Annotated in this window: 23 protein-coding genes; 5 read left to right on the plus strand and 18 right to left on the minus strand. The window is 72.4% G+C overall.

Annotated features, from left to right (window positions below; genetic code table 11):
- Nucleotides 1-89 precede the first annotated feature (89 nt).
- Nucleotides 90-593: a SigE family RNA polymerase sigma factor gene (locus AC2YHB_RS24795; protein WP_179648859.1), complete on the minus strand. Its 504-nt coding sequence runs from the start codon at nt 591-593 to the stop codon at nt 90-92.
- A gap of 118 nt (nt 594-711) precedes the next feature.
- Between AC2YHB_RS24795 and AC2YHB_RS24800 the strand changes: the two genes are divergently transcribed.
- The gene (locus tag AC2YHB_RS24800) at nt 712-1,476 is read left to right on the plus strand and encodes a tyrosine-protein phosphatase (protein ID WP_179648858.1); all 765 of its coding nucleotides are present in this window, start codon (nt 712-714) and stop codon (nt 1,474-1,476) included.
- Nucleotides 1,477-1,910: 434 nt separating this feature from the next.
- On the opposite strand, the gene AC2YHB_RS24805 is transcribed toward AC2YHB_RS24800, so the two are convergent.
- From AC2YHB_RS24805 to AC2YHB_RS24865, 13 genes are all read right to left on the minus strand, one after another.
- Nucleotides 1,911-2,831 (minus strand): hypothetical protein, encoded by a 921-nt coding sequence (locus tag AC2YHB_RS24805; protein WP_179648857.1) that lies wholly within the window; start codon nt 2,829-2,831, stop codon nt 1,911-1,913.
- 217 nt (nt 2,832-3,048) lie between these two features.
- Entirely contained in the window at nt 3,049-4,173 is a 1,125-nt protein-coding gene (locus tag AC2YHB_RS24810; protein ID WP_051932033.1) for a YihY/virulence factor BrkB family protein, read from the minus strand.
- Nucleotides 4,174-4,240: 67 nt separating this feature from the next.
- Nucleotides 4,241-5,161, minus strand: a complete 921-nt coding sequence (locus tag AC2YHB_RS24815; protein WP_487354791.1) for an AEC family transporter — start codon at nt 5,159-5,161, stop codon at nt 4,241-4,243.
- A gap of 28 nt (nt 5,162-5,189) precedes the next feature.
- Complete coding sequence (locus AC2YHB_RS24820; protein WP_179648855.1) at nt 5,190-7,115, minus strand: sulfatase; 1,926 nt, start codon at nt 7,113-7,115, stop codon at nt 5,190-5,192.
- A 61-nt stretch (nt 7,116-7,176) separates the two neighbouring features.
- A complete protein-coding gene (locus AC2YHB_RS24825; RefSeq protein WP_036543659.1) occupies nt 7,177-7,548 on the minus strand; it encodes a PLD nuclease N-terminal domain-containing protein in 372 nt (123 codons plus the stop codon).
- A gap of 158 nt (nt 7,549-7,706) precedes the next feature.
- Nucleotides 7,707-8,876, minus strand: coding sequence for an acyl-CoA dehydrogenase family protein (locus tag AC2YHB_RS24830; RefSeq protein WP_036543661.1), 1,170 nt, complete (start codon nt 8,874-8,876; stop codon nt 7,707-7,709).
- Nucleotides 8,873-10,843 (minus strand): acetyl/propionyl/methylcrotonyl-CoA carboxylase subunit alpha, encoded by a 1,971-nt coding sequence (locus AC2YHB_RS24835; protein ID WP_487354792.1) that lies wholly within the window; start codon nt 10,841-10,843, stop codon nt 8,873-8,875. Before AC2YHB_RS24835 ends, AC2YHB_RS24830 begins: the two co-directional genes overlap by 4 nt.
- Nucleotides 10,844-10,853: 10 nt before the next feature.
- The gene (locus tag AC2YHB_RS24840; RefSeq protein WP_487354793.1) at nt 10,854-12,500 is read right to left on the minus strand and encodes an acyl-CoA carboxylase subunit beta; all 1,647 of its coding nucleotides are present in this window, start codon (nt 12,498-12,500) and stop codon (nt 10,854-10,856) included.
- Nucleotides 12,497-12,982, minus strand: coding sequence for an SRPBCC family protein (locus AC2YHB_RS24845; protein WP_179648850.1), 486 nt, complete (start codon nt 12,980-12,982; stop codon nt 12,497-12,499). Before AC2YHB_RS24845 ends, AC2YHB_RS24840 begins: the two co-directional genes overlap by 4 nt.
- Nucleotides 12,982-14,133 carry an acyl-CoA dehydrogenase family protein gene (locus AC2YHB_RS24850; RefSeq protein ID WP_487354794.1) on the minus strand — a complete coding sequence of 384 codons (1,152 nt, stop codon included), beginning with the start codon at nt 14,131-14,133 and terminating at the stop codon, nt 12,982-12,984. Before AC2YHB_RS24850 ends, AC2YHB_RS24845 begins: the two co-directional genes overlap by 1 nt.
- Before the next feature lie 61 nt (nt 14,134-14,194).
- A complete protein-coding gene (locus AC2YHB_RS24855; protein WP_487354795.1) occupies nt 14,195-15,922 on the minus strand; it encodes an acyclic terpene utilization AtuA family protein in 1,728 nt (575 codons plus the stop codon).
- A complete protein-coding gene (locus AC2YHB_RS24860) occupies nt 15,919-16,716 on the minus strand; it encodes a TIGR03084 family metal-binding protein (RefSeq protein ID WP_487354796.1) in 798 nt (265 codons plus the stop codon). Before AC2YHB_RS24860 ends, AC2YHB_RS24855 begins: the two co-directional genes overlap by 4 nt.
- A complete protein-coding gene (locus AC2YHB_RS24865; protein WP_179648841.1) occupies nt 16,713-17,333 on the minus strand; it encodes a TetR/AcrR family transcriptional regulator in 621 nt (206 codons plus the stop codon). Before AC2YHB_RS24865 ends, AC2YHB_RS24860 begins: the two co-directional genes overlap by 4 nt.
- Before the next feature lie 84 nt (nt 17,334-17,417).
- On the opposite strand from AC2YHB_RS24865, the gene AC2YHB_RS24870 reads away from it, so the two are divergent.
- From AC2YHB_RS24870 to AC2YHB_RS24885, 4 genes are read left to right on the plus strand one after another with little or no spacing between them, the layout of a single operon-like run.
- Complete coding sequence (locus tag AC2YHB_RS24870) at nt 17,418-17,720, plus strand: hypothetical protein (RefSeq protein WP_487354797.1); 303 nt, start codon at nt 17,418-17,420, stop codon at nt 17,718-17,720.
- 54 nt (nt 17,721-17,774) lie between these two features.
- A complete protein-coding gene (gene yidC / locus AC2YHB_RS24875) occupies nt 17,775-18,569 on the plus strand; it encodes a membrane protein insertase YidC (protein WP_179648837.1) in 795 nt (264 codons plus the stop codon).
- A 56-nt stretch (nt 18,570-18,625) separates the two neighbouring features.
- Nucleotides 18,626-18,871 carry a type II toxin-antitoxin system Phd/YefM family antitoxin gene (locus AC2YHB_RS24880; protein WP_207008110.1) on the plus strand — a complete coding sequence of 82 codons (246 nt, stop codon included), beginning with the start codon at nt 18,626-18,628 and terminating at the stop codon, nt 18,869-18,871.
- Nucleotides 18,868-19,257, plus strand: a complete 390-nt coding sequence (locus tag AC2YHB_RS24885; RefSeq protein WP_179648833.1) for a type II toxin-antitoxin system VapC family toxin — start codon at nt 18,868-18,870, stop codon at nt 19,255-19,257. Before AC2YHB_RS24880 ends, AC2YHB_RS24885 begins: the two co-directional genes overlap by 4 nt.
- Before the next feature lie 112 nt (nt 19,258-19,369).
- On the opposite strand, the gene AC2YHB_RS24890 is transcribed toward AC2YHB_RS24885, so the two are convergent.
- The 4 genes from AC2YHB_RS24890 to AC2YHB_RS24905 are packed head-to-tail and all read right to left on the minus strand — an operon-like array spanning nt 19,370 to nt 23,539.
- Entirely contained in the window at nt 19,370-22,033 is a 2,664-nt protein-coding gene (locus AC2YHB_RS24890; RefSeq protein ID WP_487354798.1) for an ABC transporter permease, read from the minus strand.
- Nucleotides 22,033-22,761, minus strand: a complete 729-nt coding sequence (locus AC2YHB_RS24895; RefSeq protein ID WP_036543679.1) for an ABC transporter ATP-binding protein — start codon at nt 22,759-22,761, stop codon at nt 22,033-22,035. The genes AC2YHB_RS24890 and AC2YHB_RS24895 overlap by 1 nt, the downstream gene beginning before the upstream one ends.
- Nucleotides 22,758-22,895: a hypothetical protein gene (locus AC2YHB_RS24900; RefSeq protein WP_179648828.1), complete on the minus strand. Its 138-nt coding sequence runs from the start codon at nt 22,893-22,895 to the stop codon at nt 22,758-22,760. Before AC2YHB_RS24900 ends, AC2YHB_RS24895 begins: the two co-directional genes overlap by 4 nt.
- Nucleotides 22,892-23,539: a PadR family transcriptional regulator gene (locus tag AC2YHB_RS24905; protein ID WP_179648826.1), complete on the minus strand. Its 648-nt coding sequence runs from the start codon at nt 23,537-23,539 to the stop codon at nt 22,892-22,894. The genes AC2YHB_RS24900 and AC2YHB_RS24905 overlap by 4 nt, the downstream gene beginning before the upstream one ends.
- Nucleotides 23,540-23,574 lie beyond the last annotated feature (35 nt).

Consider the following 23,574-nt stretch of genomic DNA (forward strand, 5'->3'; position numbering starts at 1 on the left):
GCGGCGGGCGACGGCGGCCGGGCGGGCGGCGAGGTCACCGTCGTCGGGGGTGTGGTCGGCGAGGGTGCGACGGAGGTCGTCGAGGGTGTTCATGCGCGGTCCTCCTCGGTGGTGAGGGCGGGGTCGATGCGCAGCTTCGCGAGGGCGCGGCTGGCCTGGCTCTTGACGTTGCCGACGCTGCAGCCGAGGACGCGGGCGGTCTCCGCCTCGCTGAGGTCCTCGACGTAGCGGAGCACGACGACGGCACGCTGCCGGCGCGGGAGGCGGCCGAGGGCGGTCCACAGGTCGTGGGTCGTGTCGCTGCGGTCGTGCGCGGTGGGGTGTCCACCGCTGGCCGGCTCGGGGAGCTCGTCGGTCGCGCGCTCGCCGTTCCACCTCCGCCGCCACCAGGTCGCGTAGGTGTTGACGAGGATCCTGCGGACGTAGGCCTCCGGGTCGCCGTCGATCCGGCGCCACGCGAACCACGCCTTCGTCAACGCGGTCTGGAGCAGGTCCTCGGCGAGCGCGTGGTCGCGCGTCAGCAGGTAGGCGGTCCGCAGCAGCGCACTGGACCGGGCGCCGACGAAGGCGTCGAAGTCGGCGCGTGCGTCCATCGACCCTCCCGAGGCTGTGCCGGCTCCCTGCACCCGAGGCGGGGACTGCATCGTGTTCACGTGCTCTTCCACCACCCGGGACCCGGGAATGGTTGCACGCCGCCTACCCTGACTTTTCGTGAGCGAGCAGGCGAGCGACGAGTACCTCCGGCTGGCGTCGGCCGACAACTTCCGCGACGTCGCCGGCACCGGCTACGCCACGAGCGACGGCGGCCGCCTGCGCACCGGGGTCTTCTACCGGTCCAACGACCTGCGGCTGACCGACGTCGACCTCGAGGCGCTGCACCGCATCGGCCTCAACACCATCATCGACCTGCGGTCCGCCACCGAGATCGCGCTGCACCCCGACCCCGAGGTGCCCGGCGTGCAGAACCTCCACTTCGACGCCATCGGCATCCCCATCGAACGGCTCTCCAGCCTGACCAGCCGCGCCGAGGCGATCGCGCTGATGGACGAGGTCTACCGCGGCTTCGTCGTCGAGCAGCACTGCCGCACCGCCTTCGGCGACGTGCTCCGCCAGCTCGCCACCGGCGGCCCCCAGCTCTTCCACTGCTCGCAGGGCAAGGACCGCACCGGCTGGGTCGCCGCCCTGCTGCTCCACGTCGCCGGCGTCGACGACCCGACCATCGAGTCCGACTACCTGCTGACCAACGCCCTCAGCGCCGCCTCCCGCGCGCGCGTCGAGGCCGAGATCGAGAAGCACGGCGGCCCCGACCTCGTCGCCGTCTACGAGCCGACGCTCGTCGTCGACATCGAGTACCTCGACGCCGCCTGGGCCGCCGTCGAGGAGCGGTACGGCGACCGGGCGTCGTACCTGCGCGACGGGCTGGGCCTCGACGACGCCGTCCTGGGCCGGCTGCGGGGGCTGCTCCGGGCGGAGTGACGCTGCCTGCAGGTGCGGCTCCTTGCGGTGGCCGGGGTCGCCGCGGTCTGCGGGGTGGCCGGGGTTTGCGTCATACGAATCGAGCGCTGGGGCGACCGCTTCGCATGACGTTGCGGACAGTCCGACGCGGGTGCGGGTGGACGTCATACGAACCGAGCGCTGGAACGACCGCTTCGCATGACGCTGCGGACCGTCCGACGCGGGCGCGGGCGGACGTCATACGAACCGAGCGCTGGAACGACCGCTTCGCATGACGCTGCGGACAGTCCGACGCGGGCGCGGGCGGACGTCATACGAACCGAGCGCTGGAACGACCACTTCGCATGACGCTGCCGACCGTCCGGCGCGGGTGCGGGCGGACGTCATACGAACCGAGCGCTGGAACGACCACTTCGCATGACGTAACGCGCGCGACCCACGGCACGGACGACCCGTCACGCCGCCTTCCGCTGCCGACCCATGTCGAGCGCCCGCGCGATCTGCGCGAAGAAGTCGTCCGGCTGGATCCGGAGGCCGAGCAGTGGCAGGCGCAGCACGATGTCGCCGTCGAGCGCGAGGGCGTTCTGGCGCAAGGCGTCGCCGACGACGTTCTCGGCCCACGCGTGGTGGATGCCGTCGATCTCCACGACGACACCGAGGTCGGGCCAGTGGAGGTCCAGGTAGTACCGGCCCCGCCGGTCCTTGCGCAGCACCTGCTGCTGCGGCGCCGGCAACCCGCGGCGGCGCAGCTCGCGCTTGATGTCGAGCTCGCCGAGCGCGCGGGCGCCGTCGAGCAGGTCGCCGATCGTCACGTGGATGAGGTCGCGGCGACGGTCGCGGCGGATCCGCAGCGCCTCCTCGCCCAGCTGCTGTGGTGTGGCCAGTCCCTGTTGGACGACCATCGTCAGGACCAGGCGCGCCTGCTCGTTGCTGGCGAGCCACAACGCCGCGCGGACGGCGGCGACGGCGACCTTCGTGCGCGGGATTCCGCCGGGTGCCTGGTCGTCAGCGGACCAGCGGCGGGTCTGGCGAACGTTGTAGGAGCGAGTACGACGCACCCGCGCACCTCGCGGGACCGACACCCGGATCCGGTCGACGGTGAACCTCTCGAGGCCGGAGGCGATGAGGCTGGAGGCGCCGTCCAGCTGCGCTCGCGGACCGCCCTGCAGCACGGCCGCCCACTCATGGGCGCGCTGGGTGAGCGGGCCGTTGTGTACGGCGACGACCTGGTCGCTCACCCGCTGCCACCGCCGCGCGCGCAGTGCCGCGCGCACGTCGCTGCGGGTGATGCCCGCCGCGTAGAGCTGCCGCCGCCCGACCACACCGGACTGGTTCCCGGCGAGCTCGTCGACCCGCGCACGTCGTACGTCATCCATGCGCCCTGCGTGCCCGGTGGCCCTCGGGACGACACCGGCTGTCGGCGAGCTGTGGAGAACGGTGGGGACGTCATACGAACCGAGCGTTCCGACGACCACTTCGTATGACGTCACAGCTGGTGGGGGGAACCGGTCCGGGACGTCATACGAAGCGCGCGCCCGGACGACCACTTCGTATGACGCAAACCCCGGCGACCCACGGCCGAGCCGTCGCGACTCAGATCTCCGGCGGCGCCGGCAGCTGGAAGGGCTGGGTGGGCTCGTCGACGGCCTCGGCGCGCGGGGGCTTGCCGGGGAGGTGCTGCTTGATGACCTTCTCGGTCCTCGGGTCGAGCACGATGTCGTGGGTGTCGCCGTCGCGGCCCTCGAAGCGGACGGCGACCGTCTCGAAGCCCTTGTGGCGCTGCATCTGGGCGTACATCGCGTACGCGCGGCGGTCGGCCTCGGTGAGGTCGACGGAGTCGGTGAACGGGGTGAGCAGCGCACGCGGCCAGAGCCGGCGGGCGAGCACCACGTTGACCTCGATGCCGAGGACGCCCATCACGGCGCCCATGTAGAGCAGGCCCATCAGGCCGAGGACGACGCCGAAGACGCCAGCCATGCTGTTGCGGTCGGCGCTGGCGATGACGTTGGTGACGTAGATTGTCCCGATCCACTGCAGGAGCTGCCACATGACGGCGATGGTGTAGCCGCCGGGAGCGGCCCGGATGACGTTGGCGCGGATCGCACGCGCGGCGGCCATCCGCAGCAGCACGGTCATCGTCGCGCCGAGGATGAGGATCGTCAGCAGGCGCACCAGCCAGTGGAACCAGCCGTGCTGCGAGAGCTCGCCGACGAGGCGGGTCTCGGTGAGGACCGCGGAGCCGACCGAGATCGTGAAGATCACGGTGCCGGCCACGGCGAGGATGAAGAGGCTGTTGACCCGGGTCATCACCGGGTGGGGGCGGCTGTTGCGCGGCACGGCCCACGCGGCGGACTGCACGTTCTGCAGCGCGAGGCCGAGCCCGAGGGCGCCGTACAGGGCGGTCAGCGAGCCCACGATGACACCGCCCGTCGAGCCCTGGATCCCCTCCGGCCGGCCCAGCGCGTCGCCGATGATCGGGAACTGGCCGAGGGCCGAGTCGAGGACCTGCTCCTGCAGCCGCGGGTTGCCCTCGAGGATGAAGCCGAGGATCGACGTGGCGAGCAGCAGCAGCGGGAAGATCGAGAGGAACGCGTAGAAGGTGAGGATCGCCGCGAGGTAGTTGCCCTGGTCGTCGAAGAACTTGTAGACGACCGCCAGCGGGAAGCCGAACACCGAATTGCGGCGCTGGCCGCGATCGATGTCTCCGACGAGTCCCACAGGCGCAACCTATAACTCCGGGTACGACGACCCGGGGACCACTGCCCCGTTCGGGACCGAGCGGCGCTCAGGCCAGCAGCGCGGCGATGCCGATCGCGACGGGCGCGGAGGCCAGCGTGGTGACGAAGATGGCGTCGCGCGCGAGCAGGATCCCGCGGTCGTAGCGGGTCGCCACGACGAAGACGTTCTGCGCCGTCGGCAGGGCCGACAGCAGGGTCACCGCGAACAGGTCGTGCCCGTCGAGCCCGACGGCGAACCGGCCCACGACGTACGCCGCGACCGGCTGGACGACCATCTTCAGCAGCGACACGGTGGCCAGCGCGCGCGGGGGTACGCCGCGTCCGGGGAGCGGGCCCAGGCGCAGCGCCACGCCGTACGCGAGGAGCATCGCGGGGACGGCCATCCCGCCGACGAGCTCCAGCGGCGCGTGGACGACCTGCGGCAGCTCGGCGTCGGTGACGGCGAGCGCGAGGCCGGCGAAGGACGCGATGGTGAGCGGGTTGGTGACCGGGCGGCGCAGGATCCTGCCGAGGGTGGGCCGCTCCGGGCTGGTCACGACGTCGAGCACCGTCAGCGCGAGCGGCTGCAGGAAGAGCAGCTGCATCATGAGGGCGGGTACGACGAGGGCGGCATCGCCCAGCGCGTAGGCGGCGATCGGGATGCCGAGGTTGCCGGCGTTGACGTAGGCCGAGCAGAGGGTGGCGACGACCGTCGTACCGGCGTCGAGGCCGCGCACGACCGCGATCGCCACCAGCACGCCCCCGCTCACCAGCACCCCGGCCGCCGTCGCGACCAGCGGCCCGGACAGCACCCGCGACGGGTCGGAGTCCTCGAGCACGGTGACCAGCAGCGCGGGGCTGGCGAGGTAGAAGGACGCCAGCGACAGGCTGCGCTGGCCGGCGGCGTCGACGATGCCGAGGTGGGCGAGCAGGGCGCCGAGGGAGATCACGATCGCGATCGTCAGGAACCCCTCGAGCACTCCACCCACACGTCGATCCCACCACCGGCGGCGTCGCTCAGGCCAATCGTGCGCGGAAGCCCTTCCCGCTCGTGGCGGCGTACCGGTAGCGCGAGCGCACCGTCCTGGAGTCGAAGTCGAGCACGCCGCCGACGTCGAAGCGGAAGAGCATCTGCCAGCGGCCGGTGCCCGGGTCGCCGTACGCCGTCACCTGGCTGCCGCGGACCGCCATGCCCAGGCGCGCGCCGGGTCGGGACAGGTCGACGGTGCCGTCGAGGGTGCGCACCGGCTCGGCGCCCTGGGTGATCGACCGGCCACGGTGGCGCAGCTCCCAGCGCACGCCGCGGCGTCGGTGGGAGTAGCGGACGACGAGCAGGTTGTCGGCGTCCTGCGCGACCCCGAGCCGGATCTCGCCCCGGCCGGCCGCGACCAGGCCGGAGGTCGCGATGGTCAGCGCGAACCGGCCCGCGGCGACGTGCTCGGTGCTGCGGCGCAGGCCCGTGCCGGGGAGGGCGTGGAAGCCGCCCGTCGTCGCGACCCGCGCGTAGTCCACGCTGCCCGGCGGCGGCGCGAAGAGGTCGAGCTCGTCGAGGTGCTCGGTCAGCAGGGCGGAGAGTCGCTTGCGGGTCTCGGGGGCGCGCTTCGCGATGTCGGTCGTCTCGGCCGGGTCGGCGACCAGGTCGTAGAGCTCGTCGCGCCCGGTGCGCAGCCGCCGGACCACCTTGAAGCCGCCCTGGCGCACGGCCGCGGAGGGGTGCCACCCGCCGATGTGGTGGGGGTAGGCCCAGAAGAGCGTGTCGCGGCCGCTCGGCGCCTTCGCGCGGATGACCGGCGACAGGTCGATGCCGTCGACGCCCTTCGGGGTCGTGCCGTGCGCGAGCGCGGCCGCCGTCGGCAGGATGTCAATAGTGCTGGCGAGCTCGGAGGTCACCCGGCCGCCGGGGGCCTGGCCGGGCCACCACGCGACGAGCGGCACCCGGATCCCGGCCTCGTACAGCTCGCCCTTGCCGCCGCGCAGCGGCCGGTTGGCGGGACGGTTCTGGCCGCCGTTGTCGCTGGTGACCAGCAGCAGGGTGTTGCGGGCGATGCCGAGGTCCTTCAGCGTCCGCACGATCCGCCCGACCTGGGTGTCGACGCTCTCCAGCATCGCCGCGAGCGTCGGCCGCGCGCCCGGCCCGCCCGCACCGGGCTTCGCGCGGTACTTCTCGACCAGCGCCGACTTGCCCCGCAGCTTGGTGTGGACCGCGTAGTTGGCGACGTGAAGGAAGAACGGCTGGTTGCGGTGGCGCCGGATGAAGCCGACGGCCTCGAGGGCGAGCCGGTCGGTGAGGTACTCGTGCGAGGTGCGGCCCGGGACCCCCGGCAGGAACTCGTACGGCGCGAAGTAGTCCCCGCCGCCGATGTAGCGGTGCTCGGAGAGGATCACCTCGTCGAAGCCGTGGGCGTACGGGTTGCCCGGCCGCGAGCGGTAGTGCCCGTGGTAGGTCTCCGTCAGGTGCCACTTGCCGATGTGGCCGGTGGTGTAGCCGCGCGGCTTGAGCACCGAGGGGATGCCGGGGATCCGCGGCGACAGGTGGAGGTCGCTGGCCGCGCCCTCACCCCGCAGGTAGTCGGTGATCCCGGTCCGGCCCGGGTAGCGGCCGGTCACCAGGGCCGCCCGCGTCGGGGAGCACAGCGGGGCGGCGGCGTACGCCTGGGTGAAGCGGACACCCTCGCGCGCCAGCCGGTCGATGTGCGGCGTCTCGTTGAACCGGTTGCCGTAGCAGCCCAGCTCGTCCCAGCCGAGGTCGTCGATGGAGACCACGATGACGTTGGGCCGGTCGACCGCCGGGCGGGCGGCCGTCGGGCGGGCGGCCGTCGCCGGGGTGCCGGTGACGGCCTCGGCGAGGCCTGCTCCCACGACCGGGGTCAGCGCGCCCGCACAGCCGACGGCTGCTCCGCGCAGCACGGTACGGCGGGTGGCGGGCACGGCGGTCGTCGTCATGCCGGAGATACTACATAGACTTACTCGACTTAAAGCGCGGGGCCCCTCGCCGTGGGACGAGCTAGTCGCCCTGCTGCTCCCGGCGCTCCTCGTCGCGCCGCTGGGCCTCGTACCGGCGCCGCTGCTCCTCGGCCCGCTCGCGGACCTTGCGCAGGAAGTCCTCGTCCTTCTCCGGGTCGGCCGCCGCGAACCGACCCCGCCGCTCGTACTCGGGGAAGCCCGGCGCCGCGCCCTGGCCGCGGGTCAGCGGCCGCTCGTGCTGCGGACGCCCGGCGATGATCCACGCGATCGAGCCCGCGAGCGGGAAGAACAGCACGATCAGCAGCCACCACGACTTCGCGAGGTTGCGCACGCTGTCCTCGCGGGAGGTGATCACCTCGACGAGGCAGTAGAGCCAGAGCAGGCCGACGAGGGCGAAGGGCAGGAAACGCATGGCGGGATCATGCCTGTTGGCGGGCGGGCTCGTGCCAGTTTCACCGGCCGGCCGGTGAAACTCGCGTGCTTGAACGACGAAACTCACGGTTGGACGACGAAACTTCATCGTCCAACCGTGAGTTTCTCCGGCCGGCCGGTGAAACTCCCAACGGCTTCTCAGTAGCTCTTCGGCAGCCCCAACGAGTGCATCGCCACGAAGTTGAGGATCATCTCCCGACTGACCGGCGCGATCCGCCCCAGCCGCGCCGCGACCAGCATGTTGCCCAGGCCGTACTCCTGGGTGAGCCCGTTGCCGCCGTGGGTGTGGACGGCGACGTCAGTGGCGTTGCAGGCGACCTCGCCGCCGGCGTACTTGGCCATGTTGGCGTACTCGCCGGCGGTGAAGTCGTCGCCGGCGTCGTACAGCGCGGCGGCCTTCTGCCAGAGCAGGCGGGCCTGCTCGAGCTCGATCTTCACCTTGGCCAGCGGGTGCGCGATGCCCTGGTGGGCGCCGATGGGCTGGTCCTTCCAGACCGAGCGCTCCTTGGCGTAGGCGACCGCCTTGTCGAGGGCGAAGCGGGCGAGGCCGCACGACATGGCGCCGCCCATGATCCGCTCGGGGTTGAGGCCGGCGAAGAGCTGCCACAGGCCGCCGTCCTCGTCGCCGACGAGCGCGTCGACGGGGACCCGGACGTCGTCGAGGAAGAGGGTGAACTGCTTCTCCGGCGCCTGCCACGACATCGGGATGACCTGCTTGGTGAAGCCCTCGGCATCCGTCGGTACGACGAACAGGGCCGGCTTGAGCTTGCCGGTCTTGGCGTCCTCGGTGCGCGAGACGATGAGCACCGACTGGGCCTCGTCGACGCCGGAGATGAACGTCTTCTGGCCCTTGAGCACCCAGTGGTCGCCGTCGCGGGTGGCGGTGGTGGTGATCTGGTGGGAGTTCGAGCCGGCGTCGGCCTCGGTGATGCCGAAGGCCATCAGGTGGGTGCCGTCGGCGATCGACGGGAGCCAGCGCTGCTTCTGCTCCTCGGTGCCGCAGCGGGCGATGATCGAGCCGCAGATCGCCGGTGAGACGACCATCATCAGCAGCGGCGCACCGGCCGCGGCGGACTCCTCGAGCACGGCCGCCAGATCGGACATGCCGCCGCCACCGCCGCCGTACTCCTCGGGGATGTTGACGCCGAGGAAGCCGTTCTGGCCCATCTCGAGCCACATCTCGGTCATCTTGCCGCCCTCGCGGGCCTGCTTCTCGACGTACTCGCGGCCGTACTTGCCGGCCAGCTTCTTGACCGCCTCGCGCAGGGCGACGCGCTCCTCCGGCTCGGTGAACATGGTCTGGGTCATCGGTTCTCCTCCTCCGAGCCGGCCGCCTCGGCGGGCTCCACGATGGCGAGCACGACGCCCGCCTCGACCTGCTGCCCGGCGCTCGCCGACAGCTCGGTGACGGTGCCCGCGTAGGGCGCCGCGATGGTGTGCTGCATCTTCATGGCCTCCATCACGAGGATGGCCTGCCCTTCCTGTACGACGTCGCCGACCGCCGCGCGGACCGCGATCACGCTGCCCGGCATCGGCGCGAGCAGGGAGCCCGCGGCGACCTGCGTCGAGGGGTCGACGAAGCGCGGCACGATCCGGAGGGTGGCGCCACCCCGCGGGCCGTCCACGAGCACGGCCGTCTCCAGGACCCGCACGTCGTAGCGGCGGGTCACCCCGTCGAGCTCCACGACGACCTCGTGCGGCGTCGCGCTGACGACCACCACGTCGTCGCGGTCGGCGCTGCGGTAGCCGTCGCGGCCGCCGTACCAGCGGACCTCGACCTCCTCGGCGCCCACACCGAGCCGCGTCGTGCGCGGCCCGGCGTCGACGTTGCGGAAGCCGGCGGGGATCCGCGACTGCACCTTGGCGCCGAGGCGTCGGTGCTCGGCGAGCGCGACCGCGCCCACGAGGGGCAGCAGGTCGTCGTCGGTCGGCGGCTGGAGCGTCTCGGGGTGGTCGCCGTAGAAGGACGTGGCCACGCCGGTGACGTCGAGGAAGGCCGGGTGCCGCAGCGACGCGACCAGCTGGTCGCGGTTGGTGGTGAGGCCGTGGATCCGCGCCCTCTCGAGCGTCCGGGCGAGGGCCCGCGCCGCCTGCTCGCGGGTCGGTGCCCAGGCGATCACCTTCGACAGCATCGCGTCGTAGAAGGTGCCGACCTCGTCGCCCGACTCGAAGCCGGTGTCCAGCCGGATGCCGAACCCGTCGAGCGCGAACGTGTCGTCGTGCTCCAGCTCCAGCTCCAGCAGGCGCCCGGTCTGCGGGGCGTAGTCGGCCGCGGGGTCCTCGGCGTAGAGGCGCACCTCGATGGCGTGGCCCTCCGGCTGCGGGTCGACGGCGGGCAGCGGCCGGCCCTCGGCGACGGCGACCTGCAGCTCGACCAGGTCGACGCCGTACACCTGCTCGGTGACAGGGTGCTCGACCTGGAGGCGGGTGTTCATCTCGAGGAAGTAGAAGCGCTCTGTGTCGGCGTCGTAGAGGAACTCGACGGTGCCGGCACCGCGGTAGTCGATCGCCTCGGCGGCCTTGCGGGCGGCGTCGTGCAGCGCCTCCGCGACCTCCTCGGTGAGCCCCGGCGCGGGAGCCTCCTCGACGACCTTCTGGTGGCGGCGCTGCAGCGAGCAGTCGCGCTCGCCGAACACCAGCACGCCGCCCTTGCCGTCGCCGACGACCTGGACCTCGACGTGGCGGCCCCGCTCGACGTAGGGCTCGACGAAGACGGTGCCGTCGCCGAACGCCGACTCCGCCTCGGACGACGCCTTCTCGACCTCGCCCGCGAGGTCGGACAGCGCCCGGACGACGCGCATGCCGCGGCCGCCGCCGCCGGCCGACGCCTTGACCAGCAGCGGCAGGTCGTCCTCGGTCGCGGTGTCGACGGTGAGGTTGCCGAGGACGGGGACGCCCGCGGCCTCCATCAGCTTCTTGGACTCGATCTTCGAGCCCATCCGGTCGATCGAGTCCGGGTCGGGGCCGATCCAGGTCAGGCCCGCGTCGGCGACCTGCCGGGCGAACGCCGCGTTCTCGGACAGGAAGCCGTAGCCGGGGTGGATGGCGTCCGCGCCGGCCCTCCGCGCCGCCTCGATGACGAGCTCGCCGCGCAGGTAGGTCTCGGCCGGCGTGTTCCCCGGCAGCCGTACGGCGGCGTCCGCCTCCCGCACGAAGGGCAGGCCCGCGTCGGCGTCGGAGTGGACCGCCACCGTCTCGATGCCGAGGCGGCGGGCGGTGCGGAAGACGCGGCGGGCGATCTCGCCGCGGTTGGCCACAAGGATTCGGGTGATCATCGGCTCGCCCCTACATGCGGAAGACGCCGAAGTTCATGGCGCCCTCGATCGGCTGGTTGTCGATGACGGACAGGCAGATGCCCAGGACCGTCCGGGTGTCGCGCGGGTCGATGACGCCGTCGTCGTACACCATCCCGGAGAGGACGTAGGGCAGCGACTGCTCCTCGATCTGCTGCTCGACCATCTCCTTGATGCCCGCAAAGCCCTCGGCGTCGAAGGGCTGGCCCTTCTTCTCCGCGGACTCGCGCGCGACGATCTCGAGCACGCCGGCCAGCTGCGCGGGGCCCATGACCGAGGACTTCGCGGACGGCCAGGTGAAGAGGAAGCGCGGGTCGTAGGCGCGGCCGTTCATGCCGTAGTTGCCGGCGCCGTACGACGCACCCATGATCACCGTCAGGTGCGGCACCTTCGAGTTGGAGACCGCGTTGATCATCATCGCGCCGTGCTTGATGATGCCGCCCTGCTCGTACTCGGCGCCGACCATGTAGCCGGTGGTGTTGTGCAGGAAGAGCAGCGGCGTGTCCTTCTGGTTGGCCAGCTGGATGAACTGGGCGGCCTTCTGGGCCTCCTCGCTCATCAGCACGCCGCGCGCGTTGGCGAGGATGCCGACCGGGTGGCCGTGGATCTGCGCCCAGCCGACGCACAGCGCCGAGCCGTAGAGCGGCTTGAACTCGTCGAAGGGCTGGCCGTTGCCGGCGCTCGTGCCGTCGACGATGCGCAGGATCGCCTCGCGCGGGTCGAAGGGCTCCTTGAGGTCGGTCGGGATCAGGTCGAGCAGGTCCTCGGGGTCGAGGTCCGGCTCGGCGTAGTCGTCATGGCCGCTGGTTGAGGTGCGAGCGCCAGCGAGCCTCGAAACCCCGGCCTTGCGCCAGTTGAGCCGGGCCACGGTACGACGGGCGAGCCGGATCGCGTCGTACTCGTCGACGGCGAGGAAGTCGGAGGAGCCGGAGATCCGCGAGTGCATCTCGGCGCCGCCGAGGGTCTCGTCGTCGGACTCCTCGCCGGTCGCCATCTTCACCAGCGGCGGGCCGGCCAGGAAGACCTTGGCCTGCTCCTTGACCATGATCACGTAGTCGCTCATGCCGGGGACGTAGGCGCCGCCCGCGGTCGAGTTGCCGAAGACCACCGAGATGGTGGGCTGCTTGCGGGCGCTGGACCGGGTCAGGTCGCGGAAGCCGCGCCCACCGGGGATGAAGATCTCCTTCTGGGTGGGCAGGTCGGCGCCGCCCGACTCGGTGAGGTTGATCGACGGGAGGAAGTTCTTCTCGGCGATCTCGGCCGCCCGGAAGGACTTCTTCAGCGACCAGGGGTTGAGGGCGCCGCCCTTCACCGTGGGGTCGTTGGCGATGATCATGCACTCGACGCCCTCGACGACGCCGATGCCCGTGACGAGCGAGGCCCCGACCGCGAAGTCGCTGCCCCAGCCGGCCAGCGGCATCAGCTCCAGGAAGGCCGAGCCCTCGTCGACGAGCAGCTCGATCCGCTCGCGGGCGGTGAGCTTGCCCCGCTCCTTGTGGCGGGCGATGTACTTGCCGCCGGCCTCGACCGCCTTGGCCTGCTCGGCGTGCAGCGACGCGAGCTTCTCCTCCATGGCCGTACGCCGCAGCTGCTCGGGCGTCTGCTCCTCCGCGACCGCCTCGGTCTCCGTCGTGGTCATGCCTCCACCACCGCCTTCATCCTCTCGAGGGTCGTGCGCATGCCGCGCTCGTTGGTCTTGCTGCGCAGCCGGCCCAGGAGGAGCCAGTAGCCGCGGATGTACCAGGCCGGCGTGAGCCGGAAGTACTCGGTGACGCGGGTGCCGCCGTTCTCGGGAGCCATCCGGTAGCCCCACGTGTTGATGGCGTTGTCGTCGAGGCCGACGGCGAACTCGAAGACCGCCTGGCCGTTGCTGCCCGGCTCGACGCACTTCGTGACGGTGCAGGGCGTCCAGTAGACGGGCCCGACGCCGTTGCGCTTCACGTGCCCCTTGAAGCGCGCACCGACCGCGGGGCCGGTCGCGCCGTGGGTCCACTGCGCCTCGAAGGTCTCGGGGGAGAACTCCCCGATCCGGGTCACGTCGCTGACCAGCGCCCACACGTCCTCGACCGGCGCCTTCATGTGCACGCTCACCTCGCCGCCGAGCGGCTTGAGGAGGCTCATCAGGCATACCCCAGCAGCTTGGCCGCGAGGTCGGTGAGGACCTCGGTCGCGCCACCACCGATCGGCAGCAGCCGCACGTCGCGGTAGTGCCGCTCGACCTCGGACTCGCGCATGTAGCCCATGCCGCCGTGCAGCTGGACGGCCTGGTCGGCCACCCACACGGCCGTGTCGACGGCGGTCTGCTTGGCGAGGCAGGCCTCGGCGATGACGTTCTCGCCGGCGACGTACCGCTGCGCGACCTCGAGGGTGTAGCCGCGGGCGACCGCCACCTGGCGGTGCATCTCGACCAGCTTGGCCCGCACGACCTGGTTCTTCACCAGCGGCTTGCCGAAGGTCTCGCGGTCCTTGCAGTACTGCACCGACAGGGCCAGGCAGCGCATCGCGTGGCCGTAGCCCATCAGCGCGAGGAAGATCCGCTCGGTCACGAAGTTCTCGGCGATGTAGTAGAAGCCGTGGTTCTCCTGGCCGACCAGGTTGCCGACCGGGACCCGCACGTCGACGTACGACAGCTCGCCGGTGTCGGACGCCAGCCAGCCCATCTTGTCGAGCTTGCGGGAGACGGTGAAGCCCGGCGTCCCCTTGGGTACGACGATCATCGAGATGCCGTGCGCTCCGGCCTCGCCGGTGCGCACGGCCGTCGTCACGAAGTCGCCGCGGACGCTGGAGGTGATGAACGTCTTCGCGCCGTTGATCACCCAGTGGTCGCCGTCGCGGACCGCGCGCGTGCTGATGCTGGCGACGTCGGAGCCGGTGCCCGGCTCGGTGACGGCCATCGACCCGATCAGGTCGCCGCTCAGCGTCGGGCGGACCCAGGTGTCGATGAGCTCCTGGGAGCCGTTCTGGATGATGTGCGGGATCGCGATGCCGTGGGTGAACGCGCTCGCCATCGCGCCGCCGGACCACCCGGCCTCCATGAAGCCCTCCTGGGCCGCGCAGATGTCGAGCAGGGTGCCGCCGTCGCCGCCGACCTCCTCCGGGACGCCGACGCCGAGCAGGCCCGCGTGGGCGAGCTTCTTCTGCAGCTCGCGGGGCAGCTCGCCGTCCTTCTCCCACTGGTCGAGGTGCGGCGTCACCTCCCGCCGGGTGAACTCGATCGCGCTCTGCTTCAGCGCCAGCTGCTCGGGCGTCCAGCCGTGGTTGAAGGTACTCATCGGGGTCCCCGCGAACTTGTCCGGAGGAGCGAAGCGGGGGAGGAGAAGTTCGTGGGGTGATTCACAGAAGGTCCTCCTGGATGTGGACGATGCGGCTGCGGACCCACTCGCCCAGGCCCTTGGCCTGCGGGTCGAAGCGCGTGGACGCGGCGACGCCGTCGCCGAGCAGGCCGTGGATCACGATGTTCACGGCACCCAGGTTGGGCAGCACGTAGACGTCGACGTCGAGGTCCTTCGCCTCGGGCACGAGCTCGCGGACCTTGCGGTCCTTGACGATCTTCGCGAGCCACTGGACCCGCGCCTCGTACTTCGGCGAGCCGTCGTTCTTCACCCACAGGCCGAGGTTGGCGTCGCCGCCCTTGTCGCCGGAGCGGGCGTGCACGAAGCTCCCCAGCGGCATGCGGCGGGTGATCGTGTCCGCCGGCGCGGGGTACGGCGACGGGCGCTTCCCGAGCTCGGGGTCGAGGTCCGCCGGGCCGGCGAAGGTGGTCGGGTCGGCGATCACCTCGCGGGTGCCGTCGTGGTGGACGACCGTGTGCTCGACGGCCGACCGGTCGACGTACTCGGGCCTGTAGATGCCGAACGGGCTGGGCTTCTGCGGCGGGGTGGTCATCGTGAAGCCGGGGTAGCTGGCGAGCGCGAGCTCGACGGCCGGGCCGGTGAACGGCTTGCCGAGCGGACCGGCTTCGGGGTCCTTGCCGATGCAGCGCAGGATCACCGACGCGCCTTCCTCGGTGTCGGAGTCGCCGCCGCGGGCGGGCGTCTGGGTCCAGGTCACGTCGGCGGCCGTCAGCTGCGGGTCGAGCTGGCTGCGCAGCCACTCCGCCTTCGCGTCGATGTCGAGCCCGGTCAGCACGAACTCCACCTGGTTGCGGTAGCCGCCGAGCGTGTTGACCGCGACCTTGAGCTGCTCGGGCGGCGCGCTGCCGGTGACGCCAGAGATCTCGACCCGGTCCGGGCCGGCGTCGCGGAGCCGGATCGAGTCGAGGTGGGTGGTGACATCGGGGTTGAGGTAGCGCGTGGTCTGGATCTCGTAGAGCAGCTGCGCGGTGACGGTGTCGACGGTGACCGCACCGCCCGTGCCGTCGTGCTTGGTGATGATGCTGCTGCCGTCGGCGGCGATCTCGGCGATGGGGAAGCCCAGCGGCTTCGTCATCGGGGCACCGGCGCGGAACAGGTCGGTGAAGCCGGAGAAGTTGCCGCCGGTCGCTTGGGTGCCGCACTCGATGACGTGGCCCGCGACGACGGCGCCGGCCAGGGCGTCGTACGACTCGGGGGTCCAGCCGTGGTGGGCGATCGCGGGACCGACGACGACGCTGGCGTCGGTCACGCGCCCGGTGACGACGATGTCGGCGCCACGGGTCAGGGCGGAGGCGATGCCGAACGCGCCGAGGTAGGCGTTGGCCGTCAGCGCCCCCTCGAACAGGTTGGCCGCGCGCAGGTCGTCGCCCTCGACGTGGGTGACCTTGGCGTCGACACCCAGCTCGGCGGCGAGCTTCTGCACCTGCGTCGCGAGGCCGGCGGGGTTGAGGCCACCGGCATTGGTGACGATCTTGACGCCCTTGTCGATCGCGAGGCCGAGGGTGCCCGCGAGCTGCTTGAGGAAGGTGCGTGCGTAGCCGAGGTCGGCGTCGCGCAGCGTGTCCATGCCCAGGATCAGCATGGTCAGCTCGGCGAGGTAGTCGCCGGTGATGACGTCGACGTCGCCACCCTCCAGCTGCTCCTTCAGCGCCGAGAGCCGGTCGCCGTAGAAGCCGCTGCAGTTGGCGACCTTGATGGGTGAGGTCATCGGGGATCCCTTCCGCCGCCCGCCGGACCGGCGAACGCCTGCGCGATGGTGAGCCACTTCTCGGCGTCGTCGCCGACGGCCACCAGGTCGGTGTCGTCACGGTGCACCCGCTGGGTGACCAGCTGGCAGAAGTCGTACGCCGAGCCGGTGACCTTCTGGGGAGCGTCCTCCGGGCCCCAGGTCCAGGTCGCGCCGCTGGGCGCCGTCAGCTCGACGCGGAACTCCTCGCCCGGAGCCTCGAGGCCGTTGTTGGCGTAGGAGAAGTTGCGGGTGCGCACGCCGATGTGGGCGACGTGGCGGATCCGGTCGGTCACCTCCGGACGGGTGCCGAGGGCGTCGTACACGTCGAGGGAGTGGGCCCAGGTCTCCATGAACCGCGCGGTCGCCATCGACGTCGGCGACATCGGCGGGCCGAACCACGGCATCTTGAGGCCCTCGGGGTAGGCCGTCAGCGCCTCGACGAGCGCGGGCCGGGCGGCGTCCCAGCGGGCGAGCAGCTCGTCGGCGGGGAGCTCGCCGATGCGCAGCGCCTCCTTGTCGACGAACCCGGTCGGGTCCTCGATCGCCAGGAGTACGACGGCGTCCCACGCCTGCTTGCCTTCGTCGGTCAGCGACCCGGCGGCGAGCACGGCGACCTCGTCGGTCCACAGCAGGTGGGCGATCGTGGTGGCCACGTCCCAGCCCTCGGCGGGCGTCAGGGTGCGCCAGCCGTCCGCGTCGAGGCCGGCCACGGCGGCGCGGAGCTGGTCGCCCTCGGCGGCCAGGTCGGCGAGGACGTCGTCGAGGACACTCATGGCTTCTCCTTCTGATCACGGGCGAGCGCCGACTCCAGCGAGCGCGACCACTCCTTGAGGATCCTGCGGCGCCGACGGGCGTCGTCGCCGAGCGTGTTGGCCAGGCCGAGGCCGCGGACCAGGTCGAGGGTGGCCTGGACCAGCTCGCGCACGCCGGGCACCGACTCGTCGGCGCCGAGCAGCTCGACGGTGAGCCGGTGGGTCTCGCGGCCGACCCGCTGCTCCAGGGGCGCGACCGCCTCGTGCAGGGTCGCGTCGGTGCGGGCCGCGACCCACAGCTCGAGCGCCGCGGTGAAGACCGGCGAGGCGAAGTGGTCGCCGAGCATCTGGACGACGGCCTCGATCCGCCCGCTGCCCTCGGGGAGGCGGGCGACGGCGGCCTCGAGGTCGGAGCCGCGGATCTCCGTCAGGTGGGCGACCGCCGCGACGACGAGGTCGTTCTTCGTGGGGAAGTGGTGCAGCTGGGCGCCGCGGCTGACGCCCGCGCGCTCCGAGACCAGCGTGGTCGTCGTACCGCTGAAGCCCTTCTCGACCAGCAGGTCGACCGTCGCCTCCATCAGCCGCTGCCGCATGGCGCGGGTGCGCTCCTCCTGCGGCACGCGGGCGGTGGCGGACATGGGCCCAGCATGGTGCCCCGACTAACAAACAGTCAAGACTGACTTTAAGTGATCTGGTGGACAGTGGCCCCGTACGATCGGCGTATGAGCAGCACCGGCCACCGGCACACGGCGCGCGCCTCCGCGCTCGTCACTGCCCTGCTGGTCGGCCTGCTCACGGCGCTCTCCTCGACGCTGCTCGCGATGGGCACCGACGCCCCGCTGGCCGCCGGCATCGCGATGCTCGCGATGGCCGTCGCCGCCCTCGTCGGTACGACGGCGCGCGGGATCCTCGCCCTCCGGCCGGCCACCTGGCCGGGCAGCCGCCAGCCGGTGCCGGCCCTCGCCTCGCTGGTGACGGACCCGGTCCGGCACCCCGTGCGCCCGCGCGCTCCCGGGACGGTCTGACGCTCGCTTCGTGCGAGCCACGACCCCTCCCCTTCCCTTCCCAGGAGCTCCGCCATGTCCGTGCTCGACCCGTTGTCCCATGCCCTCGCGGGCGTCGTCGCCACCGCCCACTCCGCCGTCACCGCCCTCGGCGCCGACCCCGACGGGGCAGGCACCTGGCTGCTCAGCATCGCCGGCGTCGTCGTCCTCGTCCGCCTCGCGCTGCTGCCACTCGTGGTCCGCGGGGTCCGCCAGGCCCACGCCGGGGCCCGCGCCCGGCCGCACCTGCAGCGACTGAGCGAGGAGTACCGCGAGAAGATCGCCAACCGCGACCCCGACACCATGCGCACCTTCCTCGAGGAGCGCCGCCGCCTGGGCGAGGAGCACGGCGTCTCCCGGCTCGGCTGCCTGCCGACGCTGGTGCAGATCCCGGTCTGGATGGCGCTCTACCACCTGCTCGCCCGGGTCGCGGGCGGCACGGCGGTCGGCGCGCTCACCCCCGCACTCGTCGCGTCCTTCGGCGCCGCGACCGTCCTCGGCGTCCCCCTCGCCGCCCACGGGTACGCCGGCGGGGGCACCCACCTCGCCGTCGTCGCCGGCCTCGCCGGCACCGCCGCGCTGGTCAGCCTCGTCACCCAGCGCCACCTCGTCGCGCCGAACACCGTCACCGACGGCATGCCCGAGGCCATGGTCAGCGCCCAGCGGCTCGCCCCGCTGCTCTCCGCGGGCGGGATGCTGATGGCGGGTGGCGTCGCGCCGGTCGCGCTGCTGGCCTACTGGGTGATGAGCGGGCTGTGGACCTGCGGCCAGGCCGCGGTCATCTGGCGGTGGTTCCCGACGCCGGGGTCGCCGGCGGCGCAGCGGCGGTGAGCCTTGTTGGTCATCTTGGTCTGGTCAACCTGGTCTCGTCGAAGTACGATGGCCTCGTGCCCACCACCGTGAACGTGCAGGACGCCAAGACCCGGTTGTCGGAGCTCCTGAAGTCGGTCGAGGCCGGCGAGTCCGTGATCATCGCTCGGGCCGGCAAGCCGATCGCCGAGCTGCGTCCGCTGCAGCGGGTTGACCTCGTCTACGGGGGCTACGACGTCGAGGTCGACGAAAGGTTCTTCGCTCCCCTCCCGGAGGCGGAGCTCGCGGCGTGGGAGGGCGCAGCCTCGGAGAGCGGCGCGTGAGGCTCCTGCTCGACACCCACGTCCTGCTGTGGCTCGCGAGCGACAGCTCCCGGCTCGGGCCCGACGAGCGCGAGCTGCTCGGCTCGGCAGCCGAACGCCATGTCTCCGCCGCGTCCGCCTACGAGATTGCCCAGAAGACCCGGCTCGGCCGGCTGCCCGGCGGCACGCAGGTGCTCGACGGCTGGCAGCGACTGCTGCGCAACGTCCAGGCAGCTGAACTGCCACTGTCGGTCGCGCACATGGCCCGAGCCGGCGCGATGTCCTGGTCCCATCGCGACCCGTTCGACCGGATGCTCGTCGCTCAAGCCCAGCTCGAAGGCCTGACCTTACTGACCGACGACGATGCCATCCGCTCCTTCGACGACGTGCGAACGCGCTGGAGCTGAGCGTCAGTCGCCGTCGACGTGGAGCTCCGACCCCGGCGTGGCCGCGCACTGCTCCGCGAGCGCGACGATCGGCGCGACGTACGACGCCGATGCGGCGCCACCCGCCGCGACGCTAGTCGATCCGCGCCGTCAGCGGCAGCCGGCCGCGCGCGCACGCCCCCACGGCGGCCGCGGTGAGCAGCGGCAGCCCGACGACGACCACCGCGATGAGCAGCCAGGGCACGTCGAGCGACGCGACCCCGCTGCCCTCGGTCAGGGGGTGGCTGATCGCGATGCCCGGGATGAACCCGACCGGCGCACCCAGCAGGGCCCCGATGCTGCCGACGACGAGCGCGTACGCCGCCGCCACGCCACGGCGGGTCCGTGGCCGGGCTCCCACCGCGGCCATGGTGGCGAGGTCGGGCCGGGCGTCGGACAGGGCGAGGAAGGTCGCCGTGAGGGTGCCGCCCAGCATCAGGATCCCGCCCAGGGCGGCCAGCACGCCCTGGATGATCCGGACCGCCTCGTCGGGCTGGTAGCCGCGCTCGACGTAGAAGTAGGGACCGTCGGGCAGCGCCGCCATCGCCTCGGTGATGTCCTTCTGCGCCTCGCCGCTGATCGGCCCCCTGACCAGGACGCCGACGGCGGCCGTGGTCAGGTGGAGCTGCTTGACCAGGCGCGGTGAGAACAGGGCGACCGAGGGCGCCGCCCGCCCGGTCGGGATGACGACGGCAGCAGCGTCGCTCTTCGCGACGTCCTCCGCCTGGCCCTCCTCCCCGTCAGGGTAGGTCCAGCGCCGGACGTCGACCGTGAGGTGGTCGCCGTCGAGCACCGGCGTCGCGATGCCGTCGTCCGTCGACTGGTCGTCGTGCAGCAGGACGAGGCCGCCATCGGCGAGGACGGCGTCCGCCCGTCGCCGCTCGGCCGCCGGGAGCTCGATGTAGTCGGGCACCTCGGGGGCGACCGCGTAGGGAGACCCCAGGGTCGACCAGTACGACAGCAACAGGGGCTCACCGCCCTGGCTGAACTCGATCTCCAGCTCGCTCCCCTCCGTCGAGGTCTCCACGCCCTGGACCTCGACGACCTGGTCGGCCCGGACGCTGCGGGCCAGGACGCTGCGCACCGCGTCGAGGTCGGTGTCGGGAGACAGCGCCAGCGAGCCGTAGCCGTCGGGGAGCTGCGGGTGGTAGCTCGCCGCGTTGGCGGCCTCCTGGCTGCTCACCGCGATGCCGAGCGCGACCACACCGGCCACGGTCGCACCGACCGCGGCCACCGCCGGGACGGTGCGGGTGCGGTGCCGGGCGGCGTCGCGGGCCGCGAAGCGCAGGGCCAGGGGCAGGCGCGCGGCCAGCCGGGCGACGAGCGCGACGGCGACCGGGACGACGAGGATCATGCCGACCACGGAGACCAGGGCCGACCCGGCGATCAGCACCGCACCGAGGTCGTTGGCGCCGGCGCCGGTGGAGGCACCGGCACCCGCGACCGCGCCGGCGATGCCGCCGCCCAGCAGCACGAGGCCGAGGATCGGGGACCTGACCGAGGGGCGGCCCTCGCCCCGGCGTCCCGCCAGCACGGCGACGACGTCCTGCTTCGAGGCGCTGGCGGCCGGCACCACGGCGGCCAGCACCGCCGAGAGGAAGCCGAAGGCCGCCACCACGGCCAGCAACGGCCACGGCACGTCGAACGGGCCGAAGCGGGAGCTGTCGAAGGACTGGAAGAGCGGCACGGCGAGGGCACCGGTCGCCACTCCGAGCACCACCCCGAGGACGCCTCCGACAGTCCCGATGACCACGCCGGACGCCAGCACGGTGCGGCGCGCCTGGCGCGGCGTACCTCCCGCGGCCCCGACGAGGGCGAGGGTGTGCGCCTGCGCCTTGGCGCGTACGGCGAAGGCCGGGCCGGCGAGGAGCACGACCTCGAGCAGCACCATCACCACGACCAGCGCGAGGATGGTGATGGTCAGCTGGTCGACGGACTCGCCGAGTTGTTGCATCTCGGGCGGCAGGGCGGACTCGGGCGGCGGGTCCTGCAGCACGGCCCGCGAGGTGGCCTGCACGCCGATGTCGTTGAGGGCGCGGACCTGGTCCCAGTCGACCGGACCGCCCCCGACCAGCCACCGCCGGGTCGGGTCGGGGCTCGTGCCGAACGCCCCGGGGGGGCCGGCGGCGAACTCGTAGCCGGTGTTCCACGTGTTCTCGGCGATGCCGACGATCGCGAGGTCGACGGTCTCCTCGCCCTCGGGCGTCTTGCGCACCACGGTCAGGGTGTCGCCGACGCCCGGGCCCCGGTCGACGACGGCCTGGTTGACCACGACCTCGCCCGGCCCGGGTGGGTACTTGCCCTCGACCGGCTCCACCAGGCCGTCGGCCAGCGGGTCGGCGAGGTCGGTGTCGAGGGTCTCGAGCGAGCCGAGGCCCTTCTCCGTGCGGAACTCGACGGAGTCCCTGCCGAAGGGGATCGCGTGCCGGTCCTGTCCGAGGACCGCGAGCACCTCGTCGAGCCCGACCGGCTCGTCGAGCGTGTCGCCGAACCAGCCACTCGCCTGCTCCGGGTCGAAGCTCTGGGCGATCCGGGAGGAGACCGTCGCCTCGACCATGGCGTCGGCGGCCCCGATCCGCCGGTCGATGCCCTCCACACTCGACACGTCCTGGGTCCGCCACACGATGGCGGCCGCCGTCACGGCGACCACCGGGAGGCAGATCAGCACCAGCATCAACGCGGTCTGGCCCTTGCGCCGCCACGCCTCGCGGCGGGCGAGGCGCAGCGCGACCCGCCAGCCGCCGCTCGTCGTACCCATCAGCTAACCGCGGTCTCGGTGAGCAGCTCGACCGGGGCCGAACCGCTCTCGTCGATCACGACGCCGTCGCGCAGGAAGACCACCCGGTCCGCCCACGCCGCGTGGCGGGCCTCGTGGGTCACCAGGACCCCGGCCGCGCCGGCGTCGCAGCGGGCGCGCAGCAGGCGCAGGATCTCCTCGCCGGTCTCGGTGTCGAGCGCGCCGGTGGGCTCGTCGGCGAGGATCAGCCGCCGCTCGCCGACGACCGCCCGCGCGATCGCGACCCGCTGCTGCTGGCCCCCGGACATGTCGTCGGGGAACCGGTCGGCGAGCTCGCCGATCCCGACCTCCTCCAGCGCCTGCCTCGCCTGGGCGCGCGCCTCCTTGGCGGAGGCGCCGTCGAGCTCGCGGGGCAGGGCGACGTTCTCCGCGGCGGTCAGCGCCGGGATCAGGTTGAAGCCCTGGAAGACGTAGCCGATCGACGTACGCCGCATCCGGGCGCGACCGTCGAGGCTGAGCCGGTCGAGGTCGGTGCCCTCGACCGTCACCGTCCCGGACGTCGGCCGGTCCAGTCCGCCGGCGAGGGTCAGCAGCGTGGACTTGCCGGACCCGGACGGACCCATCACGGCGACCAGCTCGCCGGGGTACGCCGCGAAGGAGATCCCCCGCAGGGCGTGCACCTCGTTGGCGCCGGAGCCGTGGACCCGGCTGACGTCGGCCATCCGCAGGACGGCATCGGTGGCGCTCATCGGTCGGTCTCCTTCGTGGTCGCGGCCACCGCCGCGATGGTGCGGGTACGACGCAGCCGGTCGCGTGCGTCGGCGAGCCAGCGGCGCTCGGCGCGGTCGAGGCGCCGGGCCTGGTCGACGAGGCCGCCGATCATCGGGCGCTCCGCTCGGACGCGCCCGAGGTGGGAGTTTCACCGGCCGGCCGGTGAAACTCACGGTTGGACGACGAAGTTTCATCGTCCAGGCGTGAGTTTCGTCGTCCAAGTTCGAGCGACGCCCGTCGCAGGCGCGCCTCGCAGTGGTCGAGCCAGCGGATCTCGGCCTCGGCGCCGAAGACGAGCGAGTCGAGCACCAGGCTCCACGCGAGGTCGGCCGGCTCCGCCGCGGTCGCGGCTCCGGCCTGCCGCTTGAGCCGGGTGTAGTCCTGCAGCGCGGCCATCGTCGCGCTGCGCTGCTGCTGGATGACGGTGCCGACGTCGACGCCGGGCACGGTCACCGCGAGGGCCAGCTTGATCGCCAGCTCGTCACGCGGGGGCTGGGTGCGGGCGACGGGCGTCGTGAACCAGGTCGCGACCTCGGCCCGCCCGGCGTCGGTGATCCGGTAGACCACGTGGCCCTCGGCGTCCTCGCCCTCGGCGGCCGCCAGGCCGTCGCGCTCGAGCCGGGTCAGGGTCGTGTAGACCTGCCCGACGTTCAGCGGCCAGGTGGTGCCGGTGCGCTGCTCGAACTCGACGCGCAGCTGATAGCCGTACATGGGCTTCTGCTCGAGCAGCGCCAGGAGTGCGTGCTTGACGGACATTCGTGCCTCCGCGATGGGATACATACCGGGTATGG

The sequence above is a fragment of the Nocardioides sp. SRI_004 genome (assembly GCF_057586415.1).

What these genes read in the sequence shown, in the direction of transcription:
- AC2YHB_RS24795 (WP_179648859.1), bottom strand. Translation starts at nt 593, where the DNA reads ATGGACGCACGCGCCGACTTCGACGCCTTCGTCGGCGCCCGGTCCAGT.
- AC2YHB_RS24805 (WP_179648857.1), bottom strand. Translation starts at nt 2,831, where the DNA reads ATGGATGACGTACGACGTGCGCGGGTCGACGAGCTCGCCGGGAACCAG.
- AC2YHB_RS24820 (WP_179648855.1), bottom strand. Translation starts at nt 7,115, where the DNA reads ATGACGACGACCGCCGTGCCCGCCACCCGCCGTACCGTGCTGCGCGGA.
- AC2YHB_RS24825 (WP_036543659.1), bottom strand. Translation starts at nt 7,548, where the DNA reads ATGCGTTTCCTGCCCTTCGCCCTCGTCGGCCTGCTCTGGCTCTACTGC.
- AC2YHB_RS24830 (WP_036543661.1), bottom strand. Translation starts at nt 8,876, where the DNA reads ATGACCCAGACCATGTTCACCGAGCCGGAGGAGCGCGTCGCCCTGCGC.
- AC2YHB_RS24835 (WP_487354792.1), bottom strand. Translation starts at nt 10,843, where the DNA reads ATGATCACCCGAATCCTTGTGGCCAACCGCGGCGAGATCGCCCGCCGC.
- AC2YHB_RS24840 (WP_487354793.1), bottom strand. Translation starts at nt 12,500, where the DNA reads ATGACCACGACGGAGACCGAGGCGGTCGCGGAGGAGCAGACGCCCGAG.
- AC2YHB_RS24845 (WP_179648850.1), bottom strand. Translation starts at nt 12,982, where the DNA reads ATGAGCCTCCTCAAGCCGCTCGGCGGCGAGGTGAGCGTGCACATGAAG.
- AC2YHB_RS24850 (WP_487354794.1), bottom strand. Translation starts at nt 14,133, where the DNA reads ATGAGTACCTTCAACCACGGCTGGACGCCCGAGCAGCTGGCGCTGAAG.
- AC2YHB_RS24855 (WP_487354795.1), bottom strand. Translation starts at nt 15,922, where the DNA reads ATGACCTCACCCATCAAGGTCGCCAACTGCAGCGGCTTCTACGGCGAC.
- AC2YHB_RS24860 (WP_487354796.1), bottom strand. Translation starts at nt 16,716, where the DNA reads ATGAGTGTCCTCGACGACGTCCTCGCCGACCTGGCCGCCGAGGGCGAC.
- AC2YHB_RS24865 (WP_179648841.1), bottom strand. Translation starts at nt 17,333, where the DNA reads ATGTCCGCCACCGCCCGCGTGCCGCAGGAGGAGCGCACCCGCGCCATG.
- AC2YHB_RS24870 (WP_487354797.1), top strand. Translation starts at nt 17,418, where the DNA reads ATGAGCAGCACCGGCCACCGGCACACGGCGCGCGCCTCCGCGCTCGTC.
- yidC (WP_179648837.1), top strand. Translation starts at nt 17,775, where the DNA reads ATGTCCGTGCTCGACCCGTTGTCCCATGCCCTCGCGGGCGTCGTCGCC.
- AC2YHB_RS24890 (WP_487354798.1), bottom strand. Translation starts at nt 22,033, where the DNA reads ATGGGTACGACGAGCGGCGGCTGGCGGGTCGCGCTGCGCCTCGCCCGC.
- AC2YHB_RS24895 (WP_036543679.1), bottom strand. Translation starts at nt 22,761, where the DNA reads ATGAGCGCCACCGATGCCGTCCTGCGGATGGCCGACGTCAGCCGGGTC.
- AC2YHB_RS24900 (WP_179648828.1), bottom strand. Translation starts at nt 22,895, where the DNA reads ATGATCGGCGGCCTCGTCGACCAGGCCCGGCGCCTCGACCGCGCCGAG.
- AC2YHB_RS24905 (WP_179648826.1), bottom strand. Translation starts at nt 23,539, where the DNA reads ATGTCCGTCAAGCACGCACTCCTGGCGCTGCTCGAGCAGAAGCCCATG.